Source organism: Phyllobacterium sp. MT110 (assembly GCF_058792715.1).
This window is the reverse complement of sequence record NZ_JBXAFE010000005.1, coordinates 236,950-258,178: the sequence shown is the minus strand read 5'-3', so window position 1 is coordinate 258,178 and position 21,229 is coordinate 236,950. Positions and strand designations below refer to the sequence as shown.

Sequence of the window (21,229 nt, the reverse complement as noted above, 5' to 3'; positions counted from 1 at the left end):
CCTGCGTATCGTCTTCATGGGAACCCCGGAATTCTCCGTGCCGGTTCTCAACGCGCTCATTGGCCAGGGCCATGAGATCGTCGCCGTCTACAGTCAGCCGCCGCGTCCGGCAGGCCGGCGCGGGCTGGAACTGACCCCCTCGCCCGTTCATCGCAATGCCGAAGAATTCGGCATTGAAGTGCGCACGCCCAAAAGCCTTCGCAGCCCCGAGGAACAGCAGGCATTCCGTGATCTCAATGCGGATGTTGCCATCGTGGTGGCCTATGGCCTGATCCTGCCCACCGCCATTCTCGAAGGCACCCGCCTTGGCTGCTACAACGGCCATGCCTCGCTTCTTCCGCGCTGGCGCGGCGCCGCACCGATCCAGCGGGCCATCATGGCGGGTGACAGCGAAACCGGCATGATGATCATGAAAATGGATGAGGGGCTGGACACCGGCCCGGTCGCCATGGCCGAAAAGGTCAAGATCACGCCCGACACGACCGCGGGCGAGCTGCACGACCAGCTCAGCATGATCGGCGCCGACCTGATGGTGCGCGCCATGGCCGCGCTGGAACGGGACAGCCTCACCCTGACATCGCAATCGGAAGACGGTGTCACCTACGCGTCGAAGATCACCAAGGTTGAAACCCGTATCGACTGGACCCTGCCGGCCATTGACATCCATAACCGTATTCGCGGTCTGGCACCGTTTCCGGGCGCCTGGTGCGAGATGGAGATCGGTGACGGCCTTGAACGCGTCAAGTTGCTGCGCTCGCTGCTTGCAACCGGCGCCGGTGTACCGGGCACGGTGCTCGATGACGATCTGCGCATTGCCTGCGGAGAAGGTGCGGTGCGTCTGCGCGCGCTGCAGCGGGCGGGCGGCAAGGCGATGGACGGGCAGGAATTCCAGCGCGGCGCCAAGATTGCGCAAGGAGCAAAGCTGCCATGAGCAGCATCACCATTCGTCGCGTACAGCCCGCGGACCGCGCGTTGATCTCAGCTATCGTCGAAGACGCTTTTGCGGGACCGGATGAGGCAAGGCTGGTCGAGCAACTCAGTGGCAACGGCGATATCGTGCTCGAACTGGTTGCGGAGTTCGATGGTGCCCTGGCGGGCCACATCCTTTTTTCAAGACTGCGCGTTGAGAATGGAACCAGCTTTGACGCGGTTGCACTGGCGCCGCTCAGTGTCGTCTCCGGTCACCAGGGCAAAGGCGTCGGATCGGCACTGATCAGGGCCGCACATCAAGAATTGGTGCTCATGGGCGAAACCCTTTCCATTGTCCTCGGCGATCCCGGCTATTACGGCCGCTTCGGCTATACGAATGCACGGGCATCGGGTTTTGCCAGCCAATATCAGGGCGAGTATCTCCAGGCGCTGGCTTTCGCTGACGCACCTCTGTCGGGAACGCTGGTCTATTCCAGAGCGTTCGAGGGCCTTTGATGCCGCGCTACAAACTCACCATCGAATATGACGGCACCCCCTATGCGGGTTGGCAGCGGCAGGAAAACGGCCATACCGTTCAGGCAGCCATCGAGCAGGCCATCTTCAAGTTTTGCGGCGAAACCATCTCCCTTGGCGCAGCAGGCCGCACCGATTCCGGTGTGCATGCGATTGCCCAGATTGCCCATGTGGATCTGACCAAGGACTGGAGCAGCGCCAAGGTGCGCGAGGCGCTCAACGCCCATCTGGTCGTGGCCGGAGAAACGGTCGGGATCATCAATGTCGAGCGGATGACCGAGAATTTCGATGCGCGTTTCTCCGCGACGGGAAGGCGTTATCTCTACCGCATCATCAATCGCCGTCCGCCGGCACCGCTGGAAGCATTCCGCGCGTGGTGGGTGAAGAAGCCGCTCGATGCGGAGGCAATGCACGAGGCGGCACAACGGCTGGTCGGAACCCACGACTTTACCACCTTTCGCGCCACCCAGTGCCAGGCAAAAAGCCCAGTCAAATCGCTCGATCACCTCAGTGTGCTTCGCAACGGGGAAATCATCGAAATCAGGGCATCCGCGCGCTCGTTCCTGCACAACCAGATCCGCTCATTTGCGGGAACGTTGAACGAAGTGGGTTGTGGGCGCTGGACAGCCGATGATGTCAGCGATGCCCTTGCCGCCCGGGACCGCAAGGCCTGCGGGCCTGTCGCGCCGCCTTACGGGCTCTACCTCGTCGGCGTGGATTATCCGAGTGTGACCGGCTCCGGCATGGCAATGCCCAGCACACTCTGAAGAACAACCACCAGAACAATATATCCCGTGACCAGAATGGCGAAGAACGCAGTCGTATAGGCGTAGGTTTTCTTCAATGCCACATGCGTCAATCGATAGGTCAAAACAAGCGCAACGGCGTTGAGGATGAGGTCGACACCCAGCGAGAGCTGGGGCCGGGTCGGTATGAAAATATGAACCAGCGTGGCGGGCACAACCAGCCAGTTCACCAGTGCGGAACCCCAGTTGCTGGTGATCACATAGACACCGAAACGGTTGCGCAGGCCAATTCGCGGTGCAACAAACAGCAGCACCACCAATGGCAGAACCCACGCGGTCAAATCGACAAAGGCGATCCGGCCGATCAGGGAAAGCCGGGTTCCCGTTTCTGGCCGGAAGGCCACCGCATCATTGGCAAAAACAATCCAGCTCAAAATCAGGGGCGGCAGCGACACCGTGATGGCCTGGAATGATTGCCAGAAACCGTCTTCCGAAAGGTCGAAGAACTCCAGACCGTCGGCATGGCCGTTCATGATCCGCCACGAGCCCCAGAAATAACGCTGGATGTCTTCAAAATTCAGCATGGTCGCTCAGGCAAAAAAGTCGGCAATGAACCGCTCGTAAATTTGTGTCAACGTTTCCAGGTCTGCGACCGCCACGCGCTCATCCACCATGTGCATGGTCTGCCCCACAAGCCCGAATTCGACCACCGGGCAATAATCCTTGATAAAGCGCGCATCGGAGGTGCCGCCTGAGGTGGACAGCTGCGGCCGCTTGCCGGTTACGGCTTCGACCGAAGCGGTCAGCGTGCCGATAAGTTTTTCATCATGGGTGAGAAAGACGTGGCTTGGCCGGTCGCGCCAGACAAGCTCGTAATTGACCGGGGTTTTCCGGCCCGGCCGCAGTTTGCGCCGCCCGGATGCCTTGTCGAGACGGTTATGGATTTCCGCCATCAGCGTCTCATCGGTCCATGTGTCGTTGAAACGGATATTGAACGTTGCGGTTGCCTTGGCCGGGATGACGTTGACCGCCGGATTTCCGACATCGATCGTCGTGACTTCCAGGTTGGTCGCCTGAAAGTTCTTCGTCCCCTTGTCGAAAGCCGGATAAAGCAGGCTGTCCACCAGCGTCACCAGCCCGCGAACCGGGCTGTCGGCCAGATGCGGATAGGCCGCGTGCCCCTGGACGCCATGGACGGTGATTGTTCCCGAAAGCGAACCGCGACGCCCGATCTTGATCATGTCGCCCAGCTTGTCGGGATTGGTCGGCTCGCCGACGATGGCCGCGTCCCAGGTTTCACCCCTCGCCTTGGCCCATTCCAGCAATTTACCGGTACCGTTGATCGATGGGCCTTCCTCATCGCCGGTGATCAGGAAGGAAATCGAGCCCTTCGAAGCACCATCCTTCGCGATATGGCGGGCAACGGCGGCGGCAAAGCAGGCGATGCCACCCTTCATGTCCACCGCACCGCGACCGTACATCTCGCCCTTGTGGATCGCCGCCGAAAACGGCGGGTAGGTCCAGGCCGCCGCGTCACCGACGGGAACAACGTCGGTATGACCGGCAAACATCAGATGCGGCCCGTTGCCCGAACGTCTGGCGTAGAGGTTTTCCACGTCCGGCGTCCCGTCTTCGCTGAAGGTGGGGCGCTCGACGGAAAAGCCCAGCGGCGCCAGCATGGCTTCCAGCGTGGTGAGAGCACCGCCCTCCGCTGGCGTAACCGACGGACAAGCAATGAGTTGGGCGAGGTTTTTTACGGGATCTGTCGAGGATGTCATGTGCAAAGCGATAATCCAAAAGCAGCATCCTGTCACGCACTGGATCACAATGCGTGCATCTGTTTTAATGGCTGACGATCGCGTCAAACCGGGGCCCGCCAATGCTTGAAAACGCCAGCCGCATTGTTGTCGCAGGTGCCGGTTCCATTGGCTGCTATGTCGGCGGGCAGCTTGCCGCCGCTGGAAAAGCCGTCACGTTCCTTGCGCGACCCCGCGTGGCGGACGAAATCCGGCGCACCGGCCTGAAAATTGTCAATCTCGACGGCACGGAGCGGCTTCTATCGCCGGACCGGCTTTCCCTCACGCAGAACCCTGCCACTGCCTTCGACAAGGCGCGGATCATTCTCGTTGCGGTCAAGAGCGGCGCGACACAAGAGATGGCGGGGCTGATTGCCAGATACGCTCCTGCTGACAGCATTGTCGTCAGCCTGCAGAACGGCATTGGCAATGCTGACGTTCTGCAAAAGAACCTCCCGGAGAGCATGACGGTGATTGCCGGGATGGTGCCTTTCAACGTTGTCCAATCGGATGCGGGCGCACTGCCGCTGAGCGTACGCCGCACCACGCAGGGCACGATCCTTGTCGAGAACAAGGTCGAAGGCCTTGCCGAAGCCCTGTCGACGCCGGACCTTCCGGTGAGCCACCACGACAATATGCAGGGCATTCTCTGGGGCAAACTGATGATGAACCTGAACAACGCGCTCAACGCCCTGTCAAACCTGCCGCTTGCCGCACAGCTTGCAGACCGTGACTGGCGCGTCTTGCTTGCCGATCAGATGGGCGAAGGCCTCAAGGTCATGCGAGCACATGGCATTGTTGCAGCCCCGGTCCAGGGCGTATCACCCGCGATACTCCCATGGATTCTGCGATTGCCCGATTTTCTCTTCCGCCGCATCGCCCGCCGGATGCTGGCCATAGACCCGCGTGCCCGCTCATCCATGTGGGAGGATTTTTCCCGCGGTCGGACAACGGAAATCGATTACCTCCAGGGTGTCATCGTGGAACTGGCTCGGGAAAAGAATGTCCCCACGCCCCTGGCGCAAAAGGTCATTGCCTGCGTCAAACAGGCCGAGGGGCAGCCGGTCCGCTGCCATGCGGTGGCCGAGATCCGCCAGAAATTCGTCGCGTAAACGGTTCAGTCGATCGGCTTTCCCGTCTTGTCCTTCATGGTCAGAAGCGTCAGCGCGCTCACCAGCGCCGCCGCCATCACATAAAAACTCGGAGCCAGTTTCGTACCTGTCGCCTCGATCAGGAGCGTGACGATCACAGCGGCAAAACCGCCGAAAATGGTCACGGCGAAATTATAAGCGAGTGACAGCCCGGTGGAGCGCAAGCCTGCAGGAAACTGCTCGGCCAGCAGTGCCGGTGCCGGACCGGTGAATGCGGCGAGAAGCAGCCCGAGAATGCCCTGGACAATGGCAAGGGTCATCAGATCGGGTGTGGCATTGACCCAGGCAAACAGCGGGTAGATCAGCACGCCGATGGCAATGGCGGCAGCCAGCAGCAGCCGCTTGCGCCCCACACGGTCCGACAAGGCCCCGGCGATGGGACAACCCAGCATCAGCACCAGGCCGCCAATGGTCGTCGCAACGAATGCATCGGCGAGCGGAATGTTGAGCTGTTTGACGGCATAGGTGGTCATGTAGAACAGCAGCACATAGGTGCATACCGTCCAGAGAATGGTGACGCCAAAGCCGGATGCGATACCGCGCGGATGATCCCTGAGGGCGTCACGCAGCGGCGACTCGCTCTTCTGCGTGTGGCTGTCGGTAAAGACCGGCGTCTCGTCGACGCGGGCACGGATATAGAACCCGACCGGTCCGATCAGCAAACCCAGAAGGAACGGCACGCGCCAGCCCCAGCTGTCGATGGCTACCGGATCAAGCGCGTGCGTGACGATGGTGCCGCAGATACCACCGAGTACGACGGCCAGCGCCTGACTTGTCTGCTGCCAGCTGGCATAGAATCCGCGTTTTTCCGGCGGCGCATACTCGATGAGAAAAGCTGTCGCGCCGCCGATCTCTCCACCGGCGGAAAAGCCCTGGATCAGCCGTGCCAGAACAATAACCAGCGGCCCGACAATGCCTGCTTGCGCATAGGTCGGCGCAAAGCCGAGCAGTGCCGTGCCGAATGCCATCATCAGGATTGTCAGGGTCAGTGCCGCCTTGCGCCCCTTCCGGTCGGCGTAGACACCAAGAACCACTGCCCCGACCGGACGCATGAAAAAGCCGACGCCATAGGTGCCGACCGTGAGCAGGATCGAAGTCAGGTCATTGATCGCGGGAAAGAACAGGCGCGCAATGATCGGCGTGAAGAAGCCGTAGACGGTAAAATCAAACCATTCGAGGCCATTGCCGATGGTGGCGGCGGCAATGGCATGGCGCCGCTTGGCGTCATAGTCGCGGGTCAGAAGGGAAGCCTGCACAGTCATACTGGTACCTCAGCTGAGATGGAATCGGCTTGGGTACCAGCTTCTGTCGGGAATCTCCGTCTGTCCAGATGTAAATCGCCTAATCAGTCACGCAGCAACTCATTGATCGAGGTCTTGGAGCGGGTCTTCTCGTCGACGCGCTTGACGATCACCGCGCAATAGAGGCTCGGGCCCGGTTCATTGTTCGGGAAAGGCTTGCCCGGCAAGGTGCCCGCGACAACGACCGAATAGGGCGGAACCTCGCCATAGAAAATCTCGCCGGTGGCGCGGTCGACGATCTTTGTCGATTTGCCGATGAACACGCCCATGCCGAGGACCGCGCCTTCGCGCACGATGCAGCCTTCGACCACTTCCGAGCGGGCGCCGATGAAGCAATTGTCTTCGATGATGGTCGGGCCTGCCTGCATGGGCTCGAGAACGCCACCGATGCCGACGCCGCCGGAAAGGTGCACATGCTTGCCGATCTGCGCGCAGGAGCCCACCGTGGCCCATGTATCCACCATCGTCCCCTCGCCGACATAGGCGCCGAGATTGACGAAGGACGGCATCAGGATGGCGCCGGGAGCAATATAGGCCGAACGGCGGACAATCGCGCTCGGCACCGTGCGGAAGCCTGCCTTGCTGAACTCGGTCGCACCCCAGCCATCAAACTTGGAGGGAACCTTGTCCCACCACGGCGCACCGCCAGGTCCGCCGTCGATGATGCCCATGTGATTGAGACGGAAGGAAAGAAGCACTGCCTTTTTGAGCCACTGATTGACGGTCCATGCACCATCCGCCTGCCGTTCGGCAACACGGGCTTCGCCGCTGTCGAGAAGCAGCAATGACGTGTCAACCGCATCGCGTATTTCGCCGCGCGTTTCGGTGTTCACGGCATCGCGTTCGTCAAAGGCCTTGTTGATGGTCTTTTCAAGACTGGCCAGGTCGGGCTTGGACATTTTCAGGTCACTCCATTGCACGGGCGGTTAAGGCTGATGTAAGGCCTAGTAAGATAAGTCTGTGAGAGGGTCAATCGCAGCGCCACAATGTTGGACGACGAATAGGATTTAATGTCTGTAAGCGTCACTTGCGTCCGCAGAAGGAGAATATAATTGAATACCGATGAAAAAAACGGCTGGACGCCATTTTCCCACTCCACCGAAGCCGTGCGGCGGGTAGAGACCGCTCCCGAGACCCCGCAAACGCAATCGGACACCTATCGTCTAGCCTTTGCCGATCCGGAGTTCATGACACGCCGCGATCTGCGCGCAGTACGGTTGCAGCTTGAATTGCTCAAGCCGGAAATGGCACTGACCCAGCGGGGTATCCGTTCGACAGTCGTGCTTTTCGGCGGCGCGCGTATTCCCGAGCCCGGCGGTGAAGCCTGGGCCGCGAAGAACGAAGTGCAGAAGAAGAACCTTGAAGCCAATTCGCGCTATTATGCCGAGGCGCGCAAGTTTGCCCAGCTATGCTCGACCTATTCCGCGACCACCTACAACCGCGAGTTTGTCGTTGTTACCGGCGGCGGTCCCGGCGTGATGGAAGCGGGCAATCGCGGTGCAGCCGATATCGGAGCGCCGACAATCGGTCTCAACATCGTCCTGCCGCACGAACAGGCGCCCAATGAATATGTGACGCCGGAGCTCTGCTTCAACTTTCACTATTTTGCCATCCGGAAAATGCATTTCCTGATGCGGGCAAAAGCGCTTGCGATTTTCCCCGGCGGCTTCGGCACCATGGACGAGACATTCGAGACGCTGACACTCATCCAGACAGGGCGCATGGAGCGTATCCCGGTCCTCCTCTTCGGCCGGTCATTCTGGGAAAAGGCGATCAATTTTGAATTCCTGGCCGAACAGGGTGTCATTTCGCCGTCGGACAGGGAATTGATCACCTTTGTCGATGACGCCGAAGAGGCGTGGGGCGTGATCAAGACTTTCTACGAGCTGCCCTGACCCTCTGCCTCGTCGCGGCTGCGGGAGCCGGGTCAGGACCCGGTACGCCGCAGCGTCGATGAGCGCTTCGACCGATGTAGATCGCTTCAGACAGGCATGCCTGCGCGGACCTGCCCCGGCTGGATCGCATTGAGGAACGACGCCAGATCGTCGGTCACGTAATCGACATGATCGGTGTAGTCCGGATCGCGTTCCCATATCTCGGAGAACGTCGGCTCAAAATTATGCGGCACGATCAGGACTGTCTTCATGCCGAGCGCCTTCGGCTCGACCAGATTGCGCGCGAGGTCCTCGAACATGGCGCTGCTCTTGGCATCGATCCCGTGCAGATCAAGAAAACGGTCATAGGCCTGCCGCGCCGGCTTGGGCATCAGTTCGGCCGCGACAATATCGAAAATATCGTCGAACTGGTCGAGGACACCGAGTTGCCGTGCCGCCCGCTCCGCGTGGCCACGGTCACCATTGGTGAAAATGAACTTGCGCCCCGGCAGATGTTTGATCGCCATGGCCAGTGCCGGATTGGGAACCAGCCATGAATAATCGATATCGTGAACCTTCTGCAGAAAATCGTCCGGATCGATATTGTAGCGATCCATCAGCCCTTTGAGGGTCGTCCCGTAATCCTTGTAGAACTGCTTCTGCATCTGGCGGGCATCCGCATGGGAAAGTTGCAGGAGATCCGCGATATAGCCCGTCATCTTCACGTCGATCTGCGAAAACAGATTGGAATGATGCGGGTAGAGCGTGTTGTCCAGATCGAACACCCAGTCCGTTACATGGGCAAAATTCAGAGGATCGGGATTTTTCGTCATGCATACTCGCCATTGCAGGGACATTGGTAACGGGACAGGCAGTCTGTTGCCATAACGACTCAATAGACGAAAAAAGTCCGAACTACGACCGTTTTTACATTTTCCGCTAACAGCCGCTTCATGAATGCAGCATAGTAATCAGGTAGCAGCATTAGGGGTGAAATGTTCAGAATTCTGTACAAATGTGCGCTTGTCACACTGATCGCGATTGTCTGTTCTTTGCTGATCACCGGGAGCATCATGAGTGCTTTCGACATGCACAACAAAATGGGCTTCGTGATCGCCACGATCTGTCCGTTGACCATTACCCCGCCGATCTCGCTGATGGTGTTCCGGCAGTCCGAGCGACTGCGCGTGACCCTGCTTCAACTCAGTCAGGTCATGCTGCAGCTTGAGGAAACCAATGCCAAGCTCCTGGAGAAAGCCTCGCGCGACAGCATGACGGGCCTGCTCAACCGTGAAGCTTTTTTCACCCATGTGGACAGGGTCCGCCGGCAGATACCCGGATCCCTGCTGATCATAGACGCGGATCATTTCAAGAAAATCAACGACCAGCACGGCCATTACAATGGTGACGGCGCGCTGACCGCCATTGCCCACTGCATTTCACGCAGCATCGGCGAGAACGACAGCATCGGCCGCATCGGCGGCGAAGAGTTTGCGGTTTTCCTGGCGACGGAACACGAGGATGAGGTGCGCGCCATTGCCGAAATCATTCGCAAAGATGTGACGTTGATTGAATTCCGGACGCCTGAAAATGAGCGGGTTCCGCTCAGCGTCAGCATTGGCGGGGTGATCGATGTCTCGACAGGGGCGATCGCCGATCATTTCCAGACCGCCGATCGCAGGCTTTACGAGGCCAAACGCAATGGCCGCAACTGCGTCATCGTGAAACCAGCGATGAAAACCGCAGCCTAGATTGCCGATGGGTCCAGCGGCGCGCTGTCCTTCCGCCGGGCAACAAGGGTGGCCATATCGGCGGTTTCGAAGGCATCGCGCAGCGCGGCAAAGCTTGGGAGAACAAAATAGGCGCGCTGGAACTTGTCGATCTCGTAGGCGGTCCGCATGACCGTTTCCAGATCGAATGGAACGTGGTGTGCATCCGGGCTTTCGACCGCAAACTGCAATTCGCTGAACGATGACATCAGGCCGGCGCCGAAAGCCTTGAGCGGGGCGCCCTCTTCCTGCATCAGACCGAATTCAGCCGTGTACCAGTAAAGCCGTGCGACCATCTGTTCCCCGCCGATCCGAACCGCAGCGGCACCCTTTTCACCGTAGAGTTGCATGAAATCCGCAAACACCGGCTGGCTGAGAATGGGAACATGGCCGAAGAAGTCATGGAACATGTCCGGCTCGACGATATAGTCCAGTTCCTTCTTGCTGCGCAGCCAGTTGGTGACCGGGAAGCGGCGGTTGGCAAGATGATCGAAGAACGGCTCGTTCGGGATAAGACCGGGGACCGCCACGATCTCCCAGCCCGTCAATTTGCGCAGCCGTTCGCTTACTTCATGAAAATCGGGGATACGGTCGAGCAGACCCAGCGCATCGACGCCGTCGAGGTAGCTGTGATGGGCAAGCCGCGAGGTAAGCTTTGTCTGACGGTCACAGAGGGTACGCCACACCTCCTGATCTTCCGCCGAGTAGTCATATTGCTGTTCGACGGTAAAATCCGGCTGGCAGGCATGATAGTCGCCGCGCAAACCTTGTGCTGCACATTCACGGGCATAGGCCTCAACACTGATGGTCATGAATTCCTCCTCGATTCCCATTCTGACATCCAGAATACTCCGAGAAATCGAGTGAATTTGACCTTATTGCCTCAATGAACCACTATCTGGAGAGGAAAATATAATATTCTGGAGAAAAACAAGTGACATCCCCTCGATTTGACGAATTTGAAATCAAGATGCTGCAGGTCCTGCGCGACAATGGCCGGGTGCCGATCACCGATCTGGCGCAGGCCATCGGGCTTTCGGCCACGCCTTGCGGTCGACGTTTTGACGCCCTGCAGGAAACCGGCGTCATCAAAGGCTTTGCCGCCGTAATCGACCGCCGGTCCATCGGGCTCATGGTCGAGGTCTTCGTTCAGGTGCGGCTGACATCGCACAGCGATGAATCGCCGGAACGGTTCATCACGGAAATCCAGCGCATGGACGAGGTATCATCCTGCTGGACGATGACCGGCGAGCACGATTTCCTGCTGCACGTAATGGTGCCCACCGTCGATGATCTCAACGATTTCGTCATGCACCGGCTGATGCGCCTCAAGGGTGTGCGCGACGTGCACACCCAGCTCGTGCTGCAGAACATCAAGGGGCCGGGCAAGATTCCGCTCGACCATCTGAAACGATGATCAGGGAACGATCAGCGTTCCCGCACCACGTTCCGTGAAGAGTTCGAGCAGAACCGAATGCGGGGTCTTGCCATTGAGGATGACGACCCCTTCGACACCGCGATTGATCGCATCGATGCAGGTTTCGACCTTGGGGATCATGCCGCCTGAAATCGTGCCGTCCTTGATCAGCGCGCGGGCCTGACCGACGGACAGTTCCTTGATGAGCTTCTTGTCCTTGTCGAGAACGCCGGGAACATCCGTCAGGAACAACAGACGCGAAGCGGCCAATGCACCGGCAATGGCGCCCGCGAAGGTGTCAGCATTGATGTTGTAGGTATGGCCGTCGCGGCCTGGCGCAACCGGCGCGATAACCGGGATCATCTCCGAGCGGGCAAGCAGGTCCAGCAGGGTGCGGTCCACTTCGACCGGTTCACCAACAAAGCCAAGGTCAACAATCTTCTCGATATTGGAATCTGGATCGACAATCGTCTTCTTGGCCTTTTCGGCGAAGACCATGTTGCCATCCTTGCCGCACAGTCCGATGGCCCATTCGCCTTCCGCATTGATCAGCGCAACGATTTCCTTGTTGATCGAACCGGCAAGAACCATCTCGACGATTTCGAGCGTCTTCGCATCGGTAACGCGCAGGCCCCCTTCGAATTTCGATTCGATGCCCATGCGCGCAAGCATCGATGCAATCTGCGGGCCGCCGCCATGCACAACGATCGGATTGATACCGGATTGCTTCAACAGGGCGATATCGCGGGCAAAGGCCTTGCCAAGCTCCACATTGCCCATGGCATGGCCGCCATATTTCACAACAACGGTCTTGTTTTCGTACCGCTGCATATAGGGAAGAGCCGCGGATAGAAGGCTTGCCTGAATTTCTGCGGTGTGCTCAGTCTCGGACATGGGGGAAGCAAGCTCCAGCTTGAAAAGGACGGGGTCTCATAACCCTAAAGACGGTCATGGGCAAACATGATTTAGGGTGGGCGGGAACGTTTTTGCATGCGGCCCATTGACAGGACAACATATCCGCAGATTTAACTTAGGGGCAGGACTCTGGATAGTCAAAGAGTTGGAAACGCCGGTCGCATGACACCCGAAGGCATATCAGAGCTGATTTCACGGGTCGCTTTGCGGGATCGCTCGGCGTTCGACAAGCTTTATACCTCCACGAGCGCGAAACTATTCGGCGTATGCCTGCGTATCTTGGGCAATCGCTCGGAAGCAGAGGATGCACTGCAGGATATTTTCGTCAAGATCTGGAACAAGGCTGACCGGTTTGCCGTCGCGGATACAAGCCCCATCTCGTGGCTGGTGGCTATTGCGCGCAATCATTCGATTGACGTGCTGCGTGCCCGCAAGCCAGCAACAGCCGAACTGGAAAAGGCGGTCGGTCTCGCGGAACCGTCCCTCAATCCCGAACAGTCTGCCATTGCATCCGGTGAAACAAAGCGCATCAACGAGTGTCTCGATCAGCTGGATTCTGACCGGGCCGCGGCCGTGCGGGGCGCCTATCTGAACGGCGAGAGCTATGATCTCCTGGCGATCCGCCACCGGGTGCCATTGAATACGATGAGAACCTGGTTGCGCCGCAGCCTGATGAAACTGAAGGAATGTCTGGAACGATGAGCACGATACCACCCGATGACACAATGCCGGAAGGCGACGATTTCGTCGCAGCCGAGTATGTGCTGGGCGTGCTGCCGGATCAGGAGCGGCAGGATGCCGCCCGCCGCATCGAAACCGATGCTTCCTTTGCGCGCCTCGTATCCGACTGGCAGAACCGGTTCGACCCATTGAACGTGCAATTTCAGCCGGTGACGGCGCCCAGCTATCTGAAGAGCCAGATCGACCAGCGCCTGTTTGGCATCGACTCGGGCCGCGTGGCGGCCGGCGCCTCCTTCTGGAACAGCCTGGCATTCTGGCGAACAGTTGCCGTTGCAGCGCTTGCACTGGTCCTGTTCAACTTCGGCAGGGAGTACGTTCTGCGCCAGACCGGACCAGCGCCTGCGCAGCTTGTTGCCTCCATGGCAAGCGACAGCGGTCCAATGCGAAGCCTTGCTGTTTTTGACGGCAAGTCGAGAAAGCTCAGGATTACGCTGGTTTCCGGCGATATTCCGCAGAACAAGTCGCTGGAACTCTGGCTGATTGCGGGAAAGGACGCTCCGGTGTCGCTGGGCGTTCTCAAATCGCCCAAGGTGACGGAGTTCGACGTACCCGCGCCAACTGCCGCAAAGCTTAGGGATGGAACAACCCTGGCCATTTCGGTTGAACCGGCAGGCGGCTCTCCAAGCGGAGCACCCACCGGCGCTGTCGTCGCAGCGGGCGCTGTGAGCAGCATCTGAAATCAAGGAAGCTGGTAAGGCTCTATTCTTCGAGGAGAAGCGCGATTGCAGCGCGCAGCTCGTCCAGTCCACCGCCCTTTTCCGACGATGTGGCAAGGATCGTTGGATAGGCAGCGGCGCGCTTTTTGATAGCCTGCGCCGTTTCTTCCATGAGGCGCGGCACACCGGCAGGCTTGATCTTGTCGATCTTGGTCAGGACGATCTGGTAGGACACGGCCGCGCGATCCAGGAGATCGAGCACTTCCGCATCGTTCTTCTTCACACCATGACGGGCATCGATAAGCAGATAGACGCGCTTCAGCGTGGTACGGCCGCGCAGGTAATCGAAGACAAGCCGCGTCCATGCATCGACCTGTTCCTTCGGCGCTTCCGCAAAGCCGTAGCCCGGCATATCGACCACGGCGAGCGGCGGCAGATCGCCATTTTCACCGGAATGGCCATCCGGGACGAAATAGTTGAGTTCCTGCGTGCGCCCCGGCGTGTTGGAGGTGCGCGCCAGACCTTTCTGGCCGATGATCGCATTGATGAGCGACGACTTGCCCACATTGGAGCGCCCGGCGAAGGCGATTTCGATAGGCCCTTCAGGCGGCAGGAATTTCATGGACGGAACGCCGCGAATGAAAACCCAGCCCTGCGCAAAGAGCATCCGGCCCTTCTCGATCAGCCGGTTCGTATTGTCGTTGGTTTCGCTCACGTTGTTTTCCGTCCGTTCATGGGGTGGCCGCAGCCACCTGCATTCAATGTTATCGCCGCCTTGTCAACTGAACGGCGCCGTTCACCGGCAAATGAAAAGCCCCCGGTATGACGCGGGGGCTTTCGGCATTCGAGTGAAACCCGCCTATTCCGCGGGTTTGGGTTTCTTCTTGAAGAGCCCCGCGAGATTGTCCCACAGTTCGATCTTCGCGCCCTGCCGCTTCATGATGATGCCCTGCTGGGTGATCGACAGGAAGTTGTTCCACGCCCAGTAAATCACCAGACCGGCCGGGAAGCTGGACAGCATGAACGTGAAGATCAGCGGCATCCAGTTGAAGATCATGGCCTGCGTCGGATCGGGAGGTGTCGGGTTCATGCGCATCTGCAGGAACATCGTCACACCCATGATCAGCGGCCAGACACCGATCATCAGGAACGCCGGAACAGTCCATGGAATGAGACCGAACAGGTTGAACACCGATGTCGGATCCGGCGCGGCCAGATCCTGGATCCAGCCGAAGAACGGCGCGTGGCGCATTTCAATGGTGACGTACAGCACCTTGTAGAGCGCGAAGAAGACCGGAATCTGGATCAGGATGGGCCAGCAACCGGCGATCGGGTTGATCTTCTCGGTCTTGTAGAGCTCCATCATGGCCTGCTGCTGCTTGACCTTGTCATCCGCATATTTCTCGCGGATTTCGGTCATCTTCGGCTGAACCAGCTTCATGCGCGCCATCGACGCATAGGACTTGTTGGCAAGCGGGAAGAACAGCGCCTTGAGCAGGACCGTAACAACGAGAATGGCCACGCCGAAGTTACCGATGGCCTTGTACAGCCAGTCGATGAGATAGAACATCGGTTCGGTGATGAAGTAGAACCAGCCCCAGTCGATCAGATTCTTGAACAATGGAATATGCAGGTTGTTCATATAGCCGTTGATCTTGCCAACTTCCTTGGCGCCGGCAAAAACGAGGTTCTCGATCGTTGTGGATTGGCCTGGCTCAATCGTTGTCGGATCGGACAGATAGTCGCTCTGATACTGCGGACGGCCATTGTCGAAGTAGGACATGCGCGCCTTGAAAGGCTTCGTTTGCGATGGAACGAGAGCAGCGGCCCAATATTTATCGGTGATGCCGATCCAGCCGCCAGTGTCCGTTTTCTCCGGAGAAACCTCTTTTTCCTTCTCGATCGCCGCGAATTTGTATTCGACCAGCTTTCCAGCGATCACGCCGATCGGACCTTCATGCAACACATAGGTGCTGGCATGCAGAGGCTTGTAGAACCGCGTGACACGACCGTAGGAGGCCAGTGAAACCGGTACGGACGTCCCGTTCGTCACGGCATCCTTGACCGTGAACATATAATTGTCGTCGACGCTGAAGGTACGCTTGAAAACCAGGCCCTTTTCGTTGGTAAACGTCAGGGTAACCGGGGTCGACGGGCTAAGCTTGCTGTTGCCGTCCACTGTCCATACGGTCGTCGGGCCGGGAACCGTGCCCGATGTCTCATTGCCAGTGAACCCGATTTCGACAAATTGCCCGTCTGCCATTTGCGAAGGGCTTAACAGCTGAATGGTCGGTGAATTGTTGTCGACCGTTTCATGATACTGCTTGAGCTGCAGGTCATCCAGACGAGCGCCGGTCAAGCTGATGGATCCGCTGAGGCTTGGCGTGTCGATCTGCACGCGCGACGTCTGCCCGAGCGCGGCGGCACGGGTGATGCTGCCGGCCTGAGCGGCATCCGGCGTCTGGCCGGGAATATTGGCACCGGGTGCGGCGGGTGTGGATGCCGGCAGATTGTTTGCTGGCGTACCGGCTGGCGTCGCGGGCTGCCCGGCAGCCTTGGTCTGCGCCTGGCGCGTGGCTTCAATCTGTGCCTGCTGCCGCTCGGCCTCGATCTTGGGGCCCATATAGAACACCTGCCACAGTCCCAGAATAACGACGGACAAGGCGATGGTGATAAAGAAATTACGATTGGTTTCCATTATCGGGTCCTGTTGGGCCGGTCATGTCTTGGGGAAACGCCGGTTTGGTATTTTTTGGAAACCCGTTTCGAGAGTTCCCGGGATAAGTCCGCAAATGGCGCATCAAGCGCGTCACGGCGAGCAACGATCACATAGTCGGTTCCGGGGGCCATGTCACCTGCAACATTGACGCGTACAGCCTCTTTCAGCCGGCGCTTGATGCGATTGCGGATAACGGCATTTCCGTTCTTTTTTGTGACTGTAAAACCAACACGCGGCGGACCTTTCCGGTCTTCGCGCTCCTTGACTTCGAGCAGAAAAAAGCCGCCGCGGCGTTTTTCTCCGGCCCGAACAGCCAAAAACTCCGCTCTCTTGCGAAGGCGGAGTGGTTTTTGATCATTCATTCCTGTAATGCCAACTTCGGCCAACCGCGCAAACCTGCGCGGAACGCCTTATGCCGACAACCGCTTGCGACCGCGAGCACGACGTGCTGCGATAACCTTGCGGCCGCCTGCAGTAGCCATACGGGCGCGAAACCCGTGACGACGTGCGCGGACAAGTTTGGATGGCTGATAAGTACGCTTCATTTGTTTAATACCGCGGTGTGCGGCCCTTCTTGTGGTCTGTTCTTTGACAGGAGCATATCAGGACCGCCATTGGCGCATAACAACACGCCGCCGGGGCGGTCAACCCGGACGTGCGCGGCTTATAGAGGCATGATACAGAGAAGTCAATTGATACCGGACAATTCACGCATAGGCAAAAATCGGGAAGTGATTTATTGTACCGGCGCAACGTTTGTCCTACATCGGGCATTGATGGAGCAAATATGGCGGTAACGCAACAGGATCAGCAACCGGCAGGCGCGCGTATGCACGCGGGTCGGCGCTTGCCGATCCTCAAACGCCTTTCGGGCAAGCTGTTGCGCCTCACCATCCTGTTCGGCCTCTTGGCCGAAGTGATGATTTTCGTTCCGACCATGGCCGATATGCGCATGCGCTGGCTTTCGGACCGCCTCAATACCGTTGCGGCAGCGAGTGTCGTGCTGGCGGCAAGCGACGACAAGGATATTCCGCAGAGCGTACAGAACGATGTGCTTCTTGCCACGGGCACCAAGGCGATTGCCCTGCGCGAAATGGGCGCGTCACGGTTGCTGGCGGTGTCGGACATGCCGTCCAAGGTCGACCGGCATATCGACATGAGCGTCACTGACCCGTTGACCACGATCCGCGACGCATTCGATACGCTCATCAATGGCGGCAACCGCATCATCCGCGTTTACGGTCCTATCGGCGAGACGGGAAAAGTCATCGAGCTCATCACATCCGATGCGCCCCTGCGCAATGCGATGTTGCGTTATGCCCGCAATCTGACGCTGATTTCGATGTTCATTTCGGTCATTACCGCCGGCCTGGTCTTCCTTGCCATCAGCCACCTGCTTATCCGGCCGATCCAGCGCATGAGCGCAAACATGCTGGCCTTTGCCCAGCAGCCGGATGATCCGCAGCGCGTCATCCAGCCGGACAATCGCGAGGACGAGCTTGGCATTGCCCAGCGCGAGCTGGCCGACATGCAGCAGCGCTTGCAGCGCACATTGTCCGAGCAGAAGCACCTGGCCGACCTTGGCCTAGCCGTTTCCAAAATCAACCACGACATGCGCAACATTCTTGCGTCTGCCCAGCTCATGTCCGATCACCTCGCCAATGCCAGCGACCCCGCCATTCAGCGCATGGTGCCGAAACTCGTACGGACGATCGACCGAGCCATCAACTACTCCCAGACCGTGCTTGCCTATGGCGGAACACAGGAGCCGCCGCCGCAGCGGCGCCGGGTGAAGCTGCACACCATCGTCAGCGACGTGGAAGAAATGCTCAATCTTGATACAAAGTCGGGGATTGAATTCAAAAACCTCGTACCGGAGAGTTTTGAGGTCGACGCGGATCCGGACCAGTTCTTCCGCGTGATTTCGAATCTCTGCCGCAATTCCGTTCAAGCCATGAGCGGCGTTACGGGTGATGACATCTCCATCGTCAAACGGCTGACAATTACGGCAGGACAAATTGGCGCTACATCGATCATCGGCATTGAGGATACCGGCCCGGGACTGCCGCCCAAGGCGCGCGAGAACCTGTTCACCGCATTCAAAGGCTCGGCCCGCTCCGGCGGCACCGGGCTCGGCCTTGCCATTGTGCATGAGCTGGTTCGTGCGCATGGCGGCACCATTGAACTGCGCGGCGGCGAAGGCGCTGGCACAAGTTTTGAAATCCGCATACCGGATCAACCCGTCTCTCTCGCCGAATGGCGCTCGCGCCGGGATTCAATATCGTGATATGACACTCGCAAATGAGTGATTATCTTCCCACCTACTGGCCCCAGATCTTCTTTGTCCTTTCCATCGTCCTCGGCGTTCCCGCCGCGGTCCATGCGGCCATGACGAAGGAGGAGGTGCGCGCGGCCATTGGCTGGGTCGGCGTCATCATCCTCTCCCCGGTGATCGGCGCGGTCATTTATGCGGTCGCCGGCATCAACCGGATCAGGCGCTCCTCCATAAGCTCGCAGCGCGCTTTCCTCCACGAAATCGGTCAGGATCACCTGATGCGTTTCGATGCGGACGAAGGGAATGTCCTTGCGCATTTCGGGCAACGCTTTGCCGCCATGAAAACGCTCGGCGACCGGGTGAGCCGCTGCCGCCTGACAACCGGCAACGACGTCGCCATGCTGCAAAGCGGAGACGATGCCTACCGTTCGATGATCGACCATATCAACGCAGCTCAGCGCAGCATTCTACTCGAGACCTACATTTTCGACCGGGACAAGATCGGTTTTCGCGTGGCAGATGCGTTGATTGCTGCCGTTCAGCGCGGCATTGAAGTCCGTGTTCTCATCGACGCTGTCGGAGCCCGCTATTCCATACCGAGTATTGTCGGCTATCTGAAAAAAGGCGGCGTGCGCACCGACGTGTTCAACGGCAACATCATCATCGGCTTGCGCCTGCCCTATGCCAACCTGCGGACCCACCGCAAGATTCTGATTGTCGACGGGACAACGGCGTTTACCGGCGGCATGAACATTCGCGCCGGTTTTTCCGAAGAAATTGCCGGCAAGGACCATGCGCGCGATACCCATTTCCGATTGACCGGCCCGATTGTCACCGACCTCTTCCATATCGCGTCGGAAGACTGGCGCTTCACCACCGGCGAACAGCTGGCTGGCGATCCCTGGCTGATCGCTTCACCGGACACGCCGGCGGGCGATCCCGTCTTTATCCGGGCTGTCCCGGCCGGGCCGGACAAGAGCGTGGAAGCCAATCATCGCATGCTGATGGGGGCGTTTTCCGTGGCGCGAAACCATATCCGGATCATGTCGCCCTATTTCCTGCCGGATCGCGAACTGATCAGCGCTTTGGTGACCGCAGCGCGGCGGGGCGTCGAGGTCGATATCGTCGTGCCGGCGGTCAACAATCTGAAACTCGTTGATCGCGCGATGACCGCGCAATTCGACCAGATTCTCAAGAGCCATTGCCGCATCTGGCGCGCCAGCGGCAATTTCAACCATTCCAAACTTCTGGCCATTGACGGACAGTGGGCCTATGTCGGGTCGTCGAATCTTGATCCGCGGTCATTGCGCCTCAACTTCGAAGTTGATCTGGAGATCATAGACGCGGCATTTGCAGAAAAAGTGGAAGGGCTCATCGAGACGGCCATTGAAACCGCAAAGCCGGTCCTGTTGCAAAGCCTGCGCGCCCGTTCATTCTGGGTGCGGCTGCTCGACCGGATTATCTGGCTAGGCTCGCCCTATCTCTGATTTCCGCCGTTTCGGCCAAGGCCCCCTTCAGGTCGACATAGGCCTTGATCGGCAGGTGATCCGATGCCACGCGGGCAAGCGGCGTGTCATGCACCTCGATGCCGGTGACCAGACTGTGCGGATGGCCGAGCACGCGATCCAGCGCCAGAACCGGAAAACGCGAGGGGAAACTGGGCACTGCATTCTTCATCGGATCGAAGACCGGATGCAGGAAATGCAATGACGATCCCCTGCCGACACGCCATTCATTCAGGTCGCCGAGCAGAAGCGTCGGGCGTGATGGATCCGCATGAACTGCGTCGAGGATCGCCTCGGATTGCTGCATGCGGGAATGCCGCAGCAGGCCAAGATGCGCGGCGATGATGCGCAGAGGACCCGCTTCGAGATCGAGGTCGACCACCAGAGCGCCGCGCGGCTCAAGCCCAGGCAGTCTCAGCTGCTGCACCCGCCGCACGACACCTTCACGGAAAAGCAGCAGATTGCCGTGCCAGCCGTGTCCCTTGGGGTAGAGCGATGCCACACGCACGGGCACAAGATTGTTCTCGCGTTCCAGCCGGGCAAGATCGAGCAGGCCAGACCGTTCGCCGAAGCGTTTGTCCGCCTCCTGCACAGCGACAACGTCTGCGCCAAGTTCACCGATGACATGGGCAATGCGATCCGGATCGAACTTCTTGTCGATGCCGACGCACTTATGGACATTGTAGGACGCAATGACGGTATCGTTCCGCACGACCTTGGTCACGCCAGTCGGGCGCTTGTTGCGGTTCTTGACCGCCGCGAGGATGCTGGCTGAGACACTGGGTCTTGTGTGCCGCATTGGCTTCTTGCTGTCCATGCATAAGAGATATGTCGGGTTCGCGCGAATGGCAAGCAAATGAAGTGGGCGCGCCGCCAAGATAGCGATTGCTCCTTTCGTCACTGCTACGAAGGACCAATTTC

General features: G+C 58.9%; 22 protein-coding genes and 1 pseudogene. 11 read left to right on the top strand and 12 right to left on the bottom strand.

Annotation, left to right across the window (positions count from 1 at the left end; translation table 11 throughout):
• Window position 1: 1 nt before the first annotated feature.
• Genes fmt through truA form a run of 3 tightly spaced genes read left to right on the top strand, consistent with a single transcriptional unit; the run spans window position 2 to window position 2,210 of the window.
• Window positions 2–931 (top strand): methionyl-tRNA formyltransferase, encoded by a 930-nt coding sequence (gene fmt, locus AC1Q5O_RS21020; protein ID WP_492565832.1) that lies wholly within the window; start codon window positions 2–4, stop codon window positions 929–931.
• The gene (locus AC1Q5O_RS21015) at window positions 928–1,425 is read left to right on the top strand and encodes a GNAT family N-acetyltransferase (protein WP_492565652.1); all 498 of its coding nucleotides are present in this window, start codon (window positions 928–930) and stop codon (window positions 1,423–1,425) included. The genes fmt and AC1Q5O_RS21015 overlap by 4 nt, the downstream gene beginning before the upstream one ends.
• Complete coding sequence (truA, locus tag AC1Q5O_RS21010) at window positions 1,425–2,210, top strand: tRNA pseudouridine(38-40) synthase TruA (protein WP_492565650.1); 786 nt, start codon at window positions 1,425–1,427, stop codon at window positions 2,208–2,210. Before AC1Q5O_RS21015 ends, truA begins: the two co-directional genes overlap by 1 nt.
• Here truA and AC1Q5O_RS21005 read toward each other — a convergent pair.
• Window positions 2,162–2,773: a hypothetical protein gene (locus AC1Q5O_RS21005; protein ID WP_492565647.1), complete on the bottom strand. Its 612-nt coding sequence runs from the start codon at window positions 2,771–2,773 to the stop codon at window positions 2,162–2,164. The two genes, truA and AC1Q5O_RS21005, sit on opposite strands and share 49 nt — an antisense overlap.
• 6 nt (window positions 2,774–2,779) lie before the next feature.
• Window positions 2,780–3,967 carry a succinyl-diaminopimelate desuccinylase gene (gene dapE / locus AC1Q5O_RS21000; protein ID WP_492565645.1) on the bottom strand — a complete coding sequence of 396 codons (1,188 nt, stop codon included), beginning with the start codon at window positions 3,965–3,967 and terminating at the stop codon, window positions 2,780–2,782.
• A 101-nt stretch (window positions 3,968–4,068) separates the two neighbouring features.
• Between dapE and AC1Q5O_RS20995 the strand changes: the two genes are divergently transcribed.
• Window positions 4,069–5,097 carry a 2-dehydropantoate 2-reductase gene (locus AC1Q5O_RS20995; RefSeq protein WP_492565643.1) on the top strand — a complete coding sequence of 343 codons (1,029 nt, stop codon included), beginning with the start codon at window positions 4,069–4,071 and terminating at the stop codon, window positions 5,095–5,097.
• A gap of 5 nt (window positions 5,098–5,102) precedes the next feature.
• On the opposite strand, the gene AC1Q5O_RS20990 is transcribed toward AC1Q5O_RS20995, so the two are convergent.
• A complete protein-coding gene (locus tag AC1Q5O_RS20990) occupies window positions 5,103–6,398 on the bottom strand; it encodes an MFS transporter (protein WP_492565642.1) in 1,296 nt (431 codons plus the stop codon).
• Between the two features lie 83 nt (window positions 6,399–6,481).
• The gene (gene dapD / locus AC1Q5O_RS20985) at window positions 6,482–7,336 is read right to left on the bottom strand and encodes a 2,3,4,5-tetrahydropyridine-2,6-dicarboxylate N-succinyltransferase (RefSeq protein ID WP_223612111.1); all 855 of its coding nucleotides are present in this window, start codon (window positions 7,334–7,336) and stop codon (window positions 6,482–6,484) included.
• Window positions 7,337–7,489: 153 nt separating this feature from the next.
• Here dapD and AC1Q5O_RS20980 point away from each other — a divergent pair, with 153 nt between their 5' ends.
• Window positions 7,490–8,332 (top strand): LOG family protein, encoded by an 843-nt coding sequence (locus AC1Q5O_RS20980; protein ID WP_492565639.1) that lies wholly within the window; start codon window positions 7,490–7,492, stop codon window positions 8,330–8,332.
• A gap of 86 nt (window positions 8,333–8,418) precedes the next feature.
• Here the strand turns inward: AC1Q5O_RS20980 and AC1Q5O_RS20975 are convergent, their stop codons facing one another.
• Complete coding sequence (locus AC1Q5O_RS20975) at window positions 8,419–9,144, bottom strand: pyrimidine 5'-nucleotidase (RefSeq protein ID WP_492565637.1); 726 nt, start codon at window positions 9,142–9,144, stop codon at window positions 8,419–8,421.
• Window positions 9,145–9,384: 240 nt separating this feature from the next.
• Here AC1Q5O_RS20975 and AC1Q5O_RS20970 point away from each other — a divergent pair, with 240 nt between their 5' ends.
• A complete protein-coding gene (locus AC1Q5O_RS20970; RefSeq protein ID WP_288191802.1) occupies window positions 9,385–10,062 on the top strand; it encodes a GGDEF domain-containing protein in 678 nt (225 codons plus the stop codon).
• Here AC1Q5O_RS20970 and phhA read toward each other — a convergent pair.
• The gene (gene phhA, locus AC1Q5O_RS20965) at window positions 10,059–10,892 is read right to left on the bottom strand and encodes a phenylalanine 4-monooxygenase (RefSeq protein ID WP_492565635.1); all 834 of its coding nucleotides are present in this window, start codon (window positions 10,890–10,892) and stop codon (window positions 10,059–10,061) included. The two genes, AC1Q5O_RS20970 and phhA, sit on opposite strands and share 4 nt — an antisense overlap.
• 122 nt (window positions 10,893–11,014) lie before the next feature.
• Here phhA and AC1Q5O_RS20960 point away from each other — a divergent pair, with 122 nt between their 5' ends.
• Complete coding sequence (locus tag AC1Q5O_RS20960) at window positions 11,015–11,497, top strand: Lrp/AsnC family transcriptional regulator (RefSeq protein WP_464662467.1); 483 nt, start codon at window positions 11,015–11,017, stop codon at window positions 11,495–11,497.
• On the opposite strand, the gene argB is transcribed toward AC1Q5O_RS20960, so the two are convergent.
• Window positions 11,498–12,391: an acetylglutamate kinase gene (argB, locus tag AC1Q5O_RS20955; protein WP_105737814.1), complete on the bottom strand. Its 894-nt coding sequence runs from the start codon at window positions 12,389–12,391 to the stop codon at window positions 11,498–11,500.
• Between the two features lie 183 nt (window positions 12,392–12,574).
• Here argB and AC1Q5O_RS20950 point away from each other — a divergent pair, with 183 nt between their 5' ends.
• Together AC1Q5O_RS20950 and AC1Q5O_RS20945 are read left to right on the top strand one after the other, a co-directional pair.
• Window positions 12,575–13,114, top strand: coding sequence for a sigma-70 family RNA polymerase sigma factor (locus AC1Q5O_RS20950; RefSeq protein WP_223612122.1), 540 nt, complete (start codon window positions 12,575–12,577; stop codon window positions 13,112–13,114).
• Window positions 13,111–13,830: an anti-sigma factor gene (locus AC1Q5O_RS20945; protein WP_492565631.1), complete on the top strand. Its 720-nt coding sequence runs from the start codon at window positions 13,111–13,113 to the stop codon at window positions 13,828–13,830. Before AC1Q5O_RS20950 ends, AC1Q5O_RS20945 begins: the two co-directional genes overlap by 4 nt.
• Before the next feature lie 22 nt (window positions 13,831–13,852).
• Here AC1Q5O_RS20945 and yihA read toward each other — a convergent pair whose 3' ends face one another.
• From yihA to rpmH, 4 genes and pseudogenes are all read right to left on the bottom strand, one after another.
• Window positions 13,853–14,476 carry a ribosome biogenesis GTP-binding protein YihA/YsxC gene (yihA, locus tag AC1Q5O_RS20940; protein WP_288191831.1) on the bottom strand — a complete coding sequence of 208 codons (624 nt, stop codon included), beginning with the start codon at window positions 14,474–14,476 and terminating at the stop codon, window positions 13,853–13,855.
• A 192-nt stretch (window positions 14,477–14,668) separates the two neighbouring features.
• A complete protein-coding gene (yidC, locus tag AC1Q5O_RS20935) occupies window positions 14,669–16,507 on the bottom strand; it encodes a membrane protein insertase YidC (protein WP_346308421.1) in 1,839 nt (612 codons plus the stop codon).
• Window positions 16,491–16,890 (bottom strand): annotated as a pseudogene (rnpA, locus tag AC1Q5O_RS20930) (ribonuclease P protein component). The gene yidC and the pseudogene rnpA overlap by 17 nt, the downstream one beginning before the upstream one ends.
• Before the next feature lie 48 nt (window positions 16,891–16,938).
• A complete protein-coding gene (rpmH, locus tag AC1Q5O_RS20925) occupies window positions 16,939–17,073 on the bottom strand; it encodes a 50S ribosomal protein L34 (protein ID WP_040853797.1) in 135 nt (44 codons plus the stop codon).
• Between the two features lie 242 nt (window positions 17,074–17,315).
• Between rpmH and AC1Q5O_RS20920 the strand changes: the two genes are divergently transcribed.
• Complete coding sequence (locus AC1Q5O_RS20920; protein ID WP_464662460.1) at window positions 17,316–18,815, top strand: ATP-binding protein; 1,500 nt, start codon at window positions 17,316–17,318, stop codon at window positions 18,813–18,815.
• 14 nt (window positions 18,816–18,829) lie between these two features.
• Window positions 18,830–20,290: a phospholipase D-like domain-containing protein gene (locus AC1Q5O_RS20915; RefSeq protein WP_223612127.1), complete on the top strand. Its 1,461-nt coding sequence runs from the start codon at window positions 18,830–18,832 to the stop codon at window positions 20,288–20,290.
• Here the strand turns inward: AC1Q5O_RS20915 and AC1Q5O_RS20910 are convergent.
• Window positions 20,262–21,107, bottom strand: coding sequence for an endonuclease/exonuclease/phosphatase family protein (locus AC1Q5O_RS20910; protein ID WP_346308419.1), 846 nt, complete (start codon window positions 21,105–21,107; stop codon window positions 20,262–20,264). The genes AC1Q5O_RS20915 and AC1Q5O_RS20910 overlap by 29 nt on opposite strands.
• Window positions 21,108–21,229: the final 122 nt, after the last annotated feature.

Excerpts from the sequence above, each read along its gene's own strand:
- AC1Q5O_RS21015 (WP_492565652.1), top strand. The coding sequence starts at position 928 with ATGAGCAGCATCACCATTCGTCGCGTACAGCCCGCGGACCGCGCGTTG.
- truA (WP_492565650.1), top strand. The coding sequence starts at position 1,425 with ATGCCGCGCTACAAACTCACCATCGAATATGACGGCACCCCCTATGCG.
- AC1Q5O_RS21005 (WP_492565647.1), bottom strand. The coding sequence starts at position 2,773 with ATGCTGAATTTTGAAGACATCCAGCGTTATTTCTGGGGCTCGTGGCGG.
- dapE (WP_492565645.1), bottom strand. The coding sequence starts at position 3,967 with ATGACATCCTCGACAGATCCCGTAAAAAACCTCGCCCAACTCATTGCT.
- AC1Q5O_RS20995 (WP_492565643.1), top strand. The coding sequence starts at position 4,069 with ATGCTTGAAAACGCCAGCCGCATTGTTGTCGCAGGTGCCGGTTCCATT.
- AC1Q5O_RS20990 (WP_492565642.1), bottom strand. The coding sequence starts at position 6,398 with ATGACTGTGCAGGCTTCCCTTCTGACCCGCGACTATGACGCCAAGCGG.
- dapD (WP_223612111.1), bottom strand. The coding sequence starts at position 7,336 with ATGTCCAAGCCCGACCTGGCCAGTCTTGAAAAGACCATCAACAAGGCC.
- AC1Q5O_RS20975 (WP_492565637.1), bottom strand. The coding sequence starts at position 9,144 with ATGACGAAAAATCCCGATCCTCTGAATTTTGCCCATGTAACGGACTGG.
- AC1Q5O_RS20970 (WP_288191802.1), top strand. The coding sequence starts at position 9,385 with ATGAGTGCTTTCGACATGCACAACAAAATGGGCTTCGTGATCGCCACG.
- phhA (WP_492565635.1), bottom strand. The coding sequence starts at position 10,892 with ATGACCATCAGTGTTGAGGCCTATGCCCGTGAATGTGCAGCACAAGGT.
- argB (WP_105737814.1), bottom strand. The coding sequence starts at position 12,391 with ATGTCCGAGACTGAGCACACCGCAGAAATTCAGGCAAGCCTTCTATCC.
- AC1Q5O_RS20950 (WP_223612122.1), top strand. The coding sequence starts at position 12,575 with ATGACACCCGAAGGCATATCAGAGCTGATTTCACGGGTCGCTTTGCGG.
- AC1Q5O_RS20945 (WP_492565631.1), top strand. The coding sequence starts at position 13,111 with ATGAGCACGATACCACCCGATGACACAATGCCGGAAGGCGACGATTTC.
- yihA (WP_288191831.1), bottom strand. The coding sequence starts at position 14,476 with ATGCTCTTTGCGCAGGGCTGGGTTTTCATTCGCGGCGTTCCGTCCATG.
- yidC (WP_346308421.1), bottom strand. The coding sequence starts at position 16,507 with ATGGAAACCAATCGTAATTTCTTTATCACCATCGCCTTGTCCGTCGTT.
- rpmH (WP_040853797.1), bottom strand. The coding sequence starts at position 17,073 with ATGAAGCGTACTTATCAGCCATCCAAACTTGTCCGCGCACGTCGTCAC.
- AC1Q5O_RS20920 (WP_464662460.1), top strand. The coding sequence starts at position 17,316 with ATGGCGGTAACGCAACAGGATCAGCAACCGGCAGGCGCGCGTATGCAC.
- AC1Q5O_RS20915 (WP_223612127.1), top strand. The coding sequence starts at position 18,830 with ATGAGTGATTATCTTCCCACCTACTGGCCCCAGATCTTCTTTGTCCTT.
- AC1Q5O_RS20910 (WP_346308419.1), bottom strand. The coding sequence starts at position 21,107 with ATGCGGCACACAAGACCCAGTGTCTCAGCCAGCATCCTCGCGGCGGTC.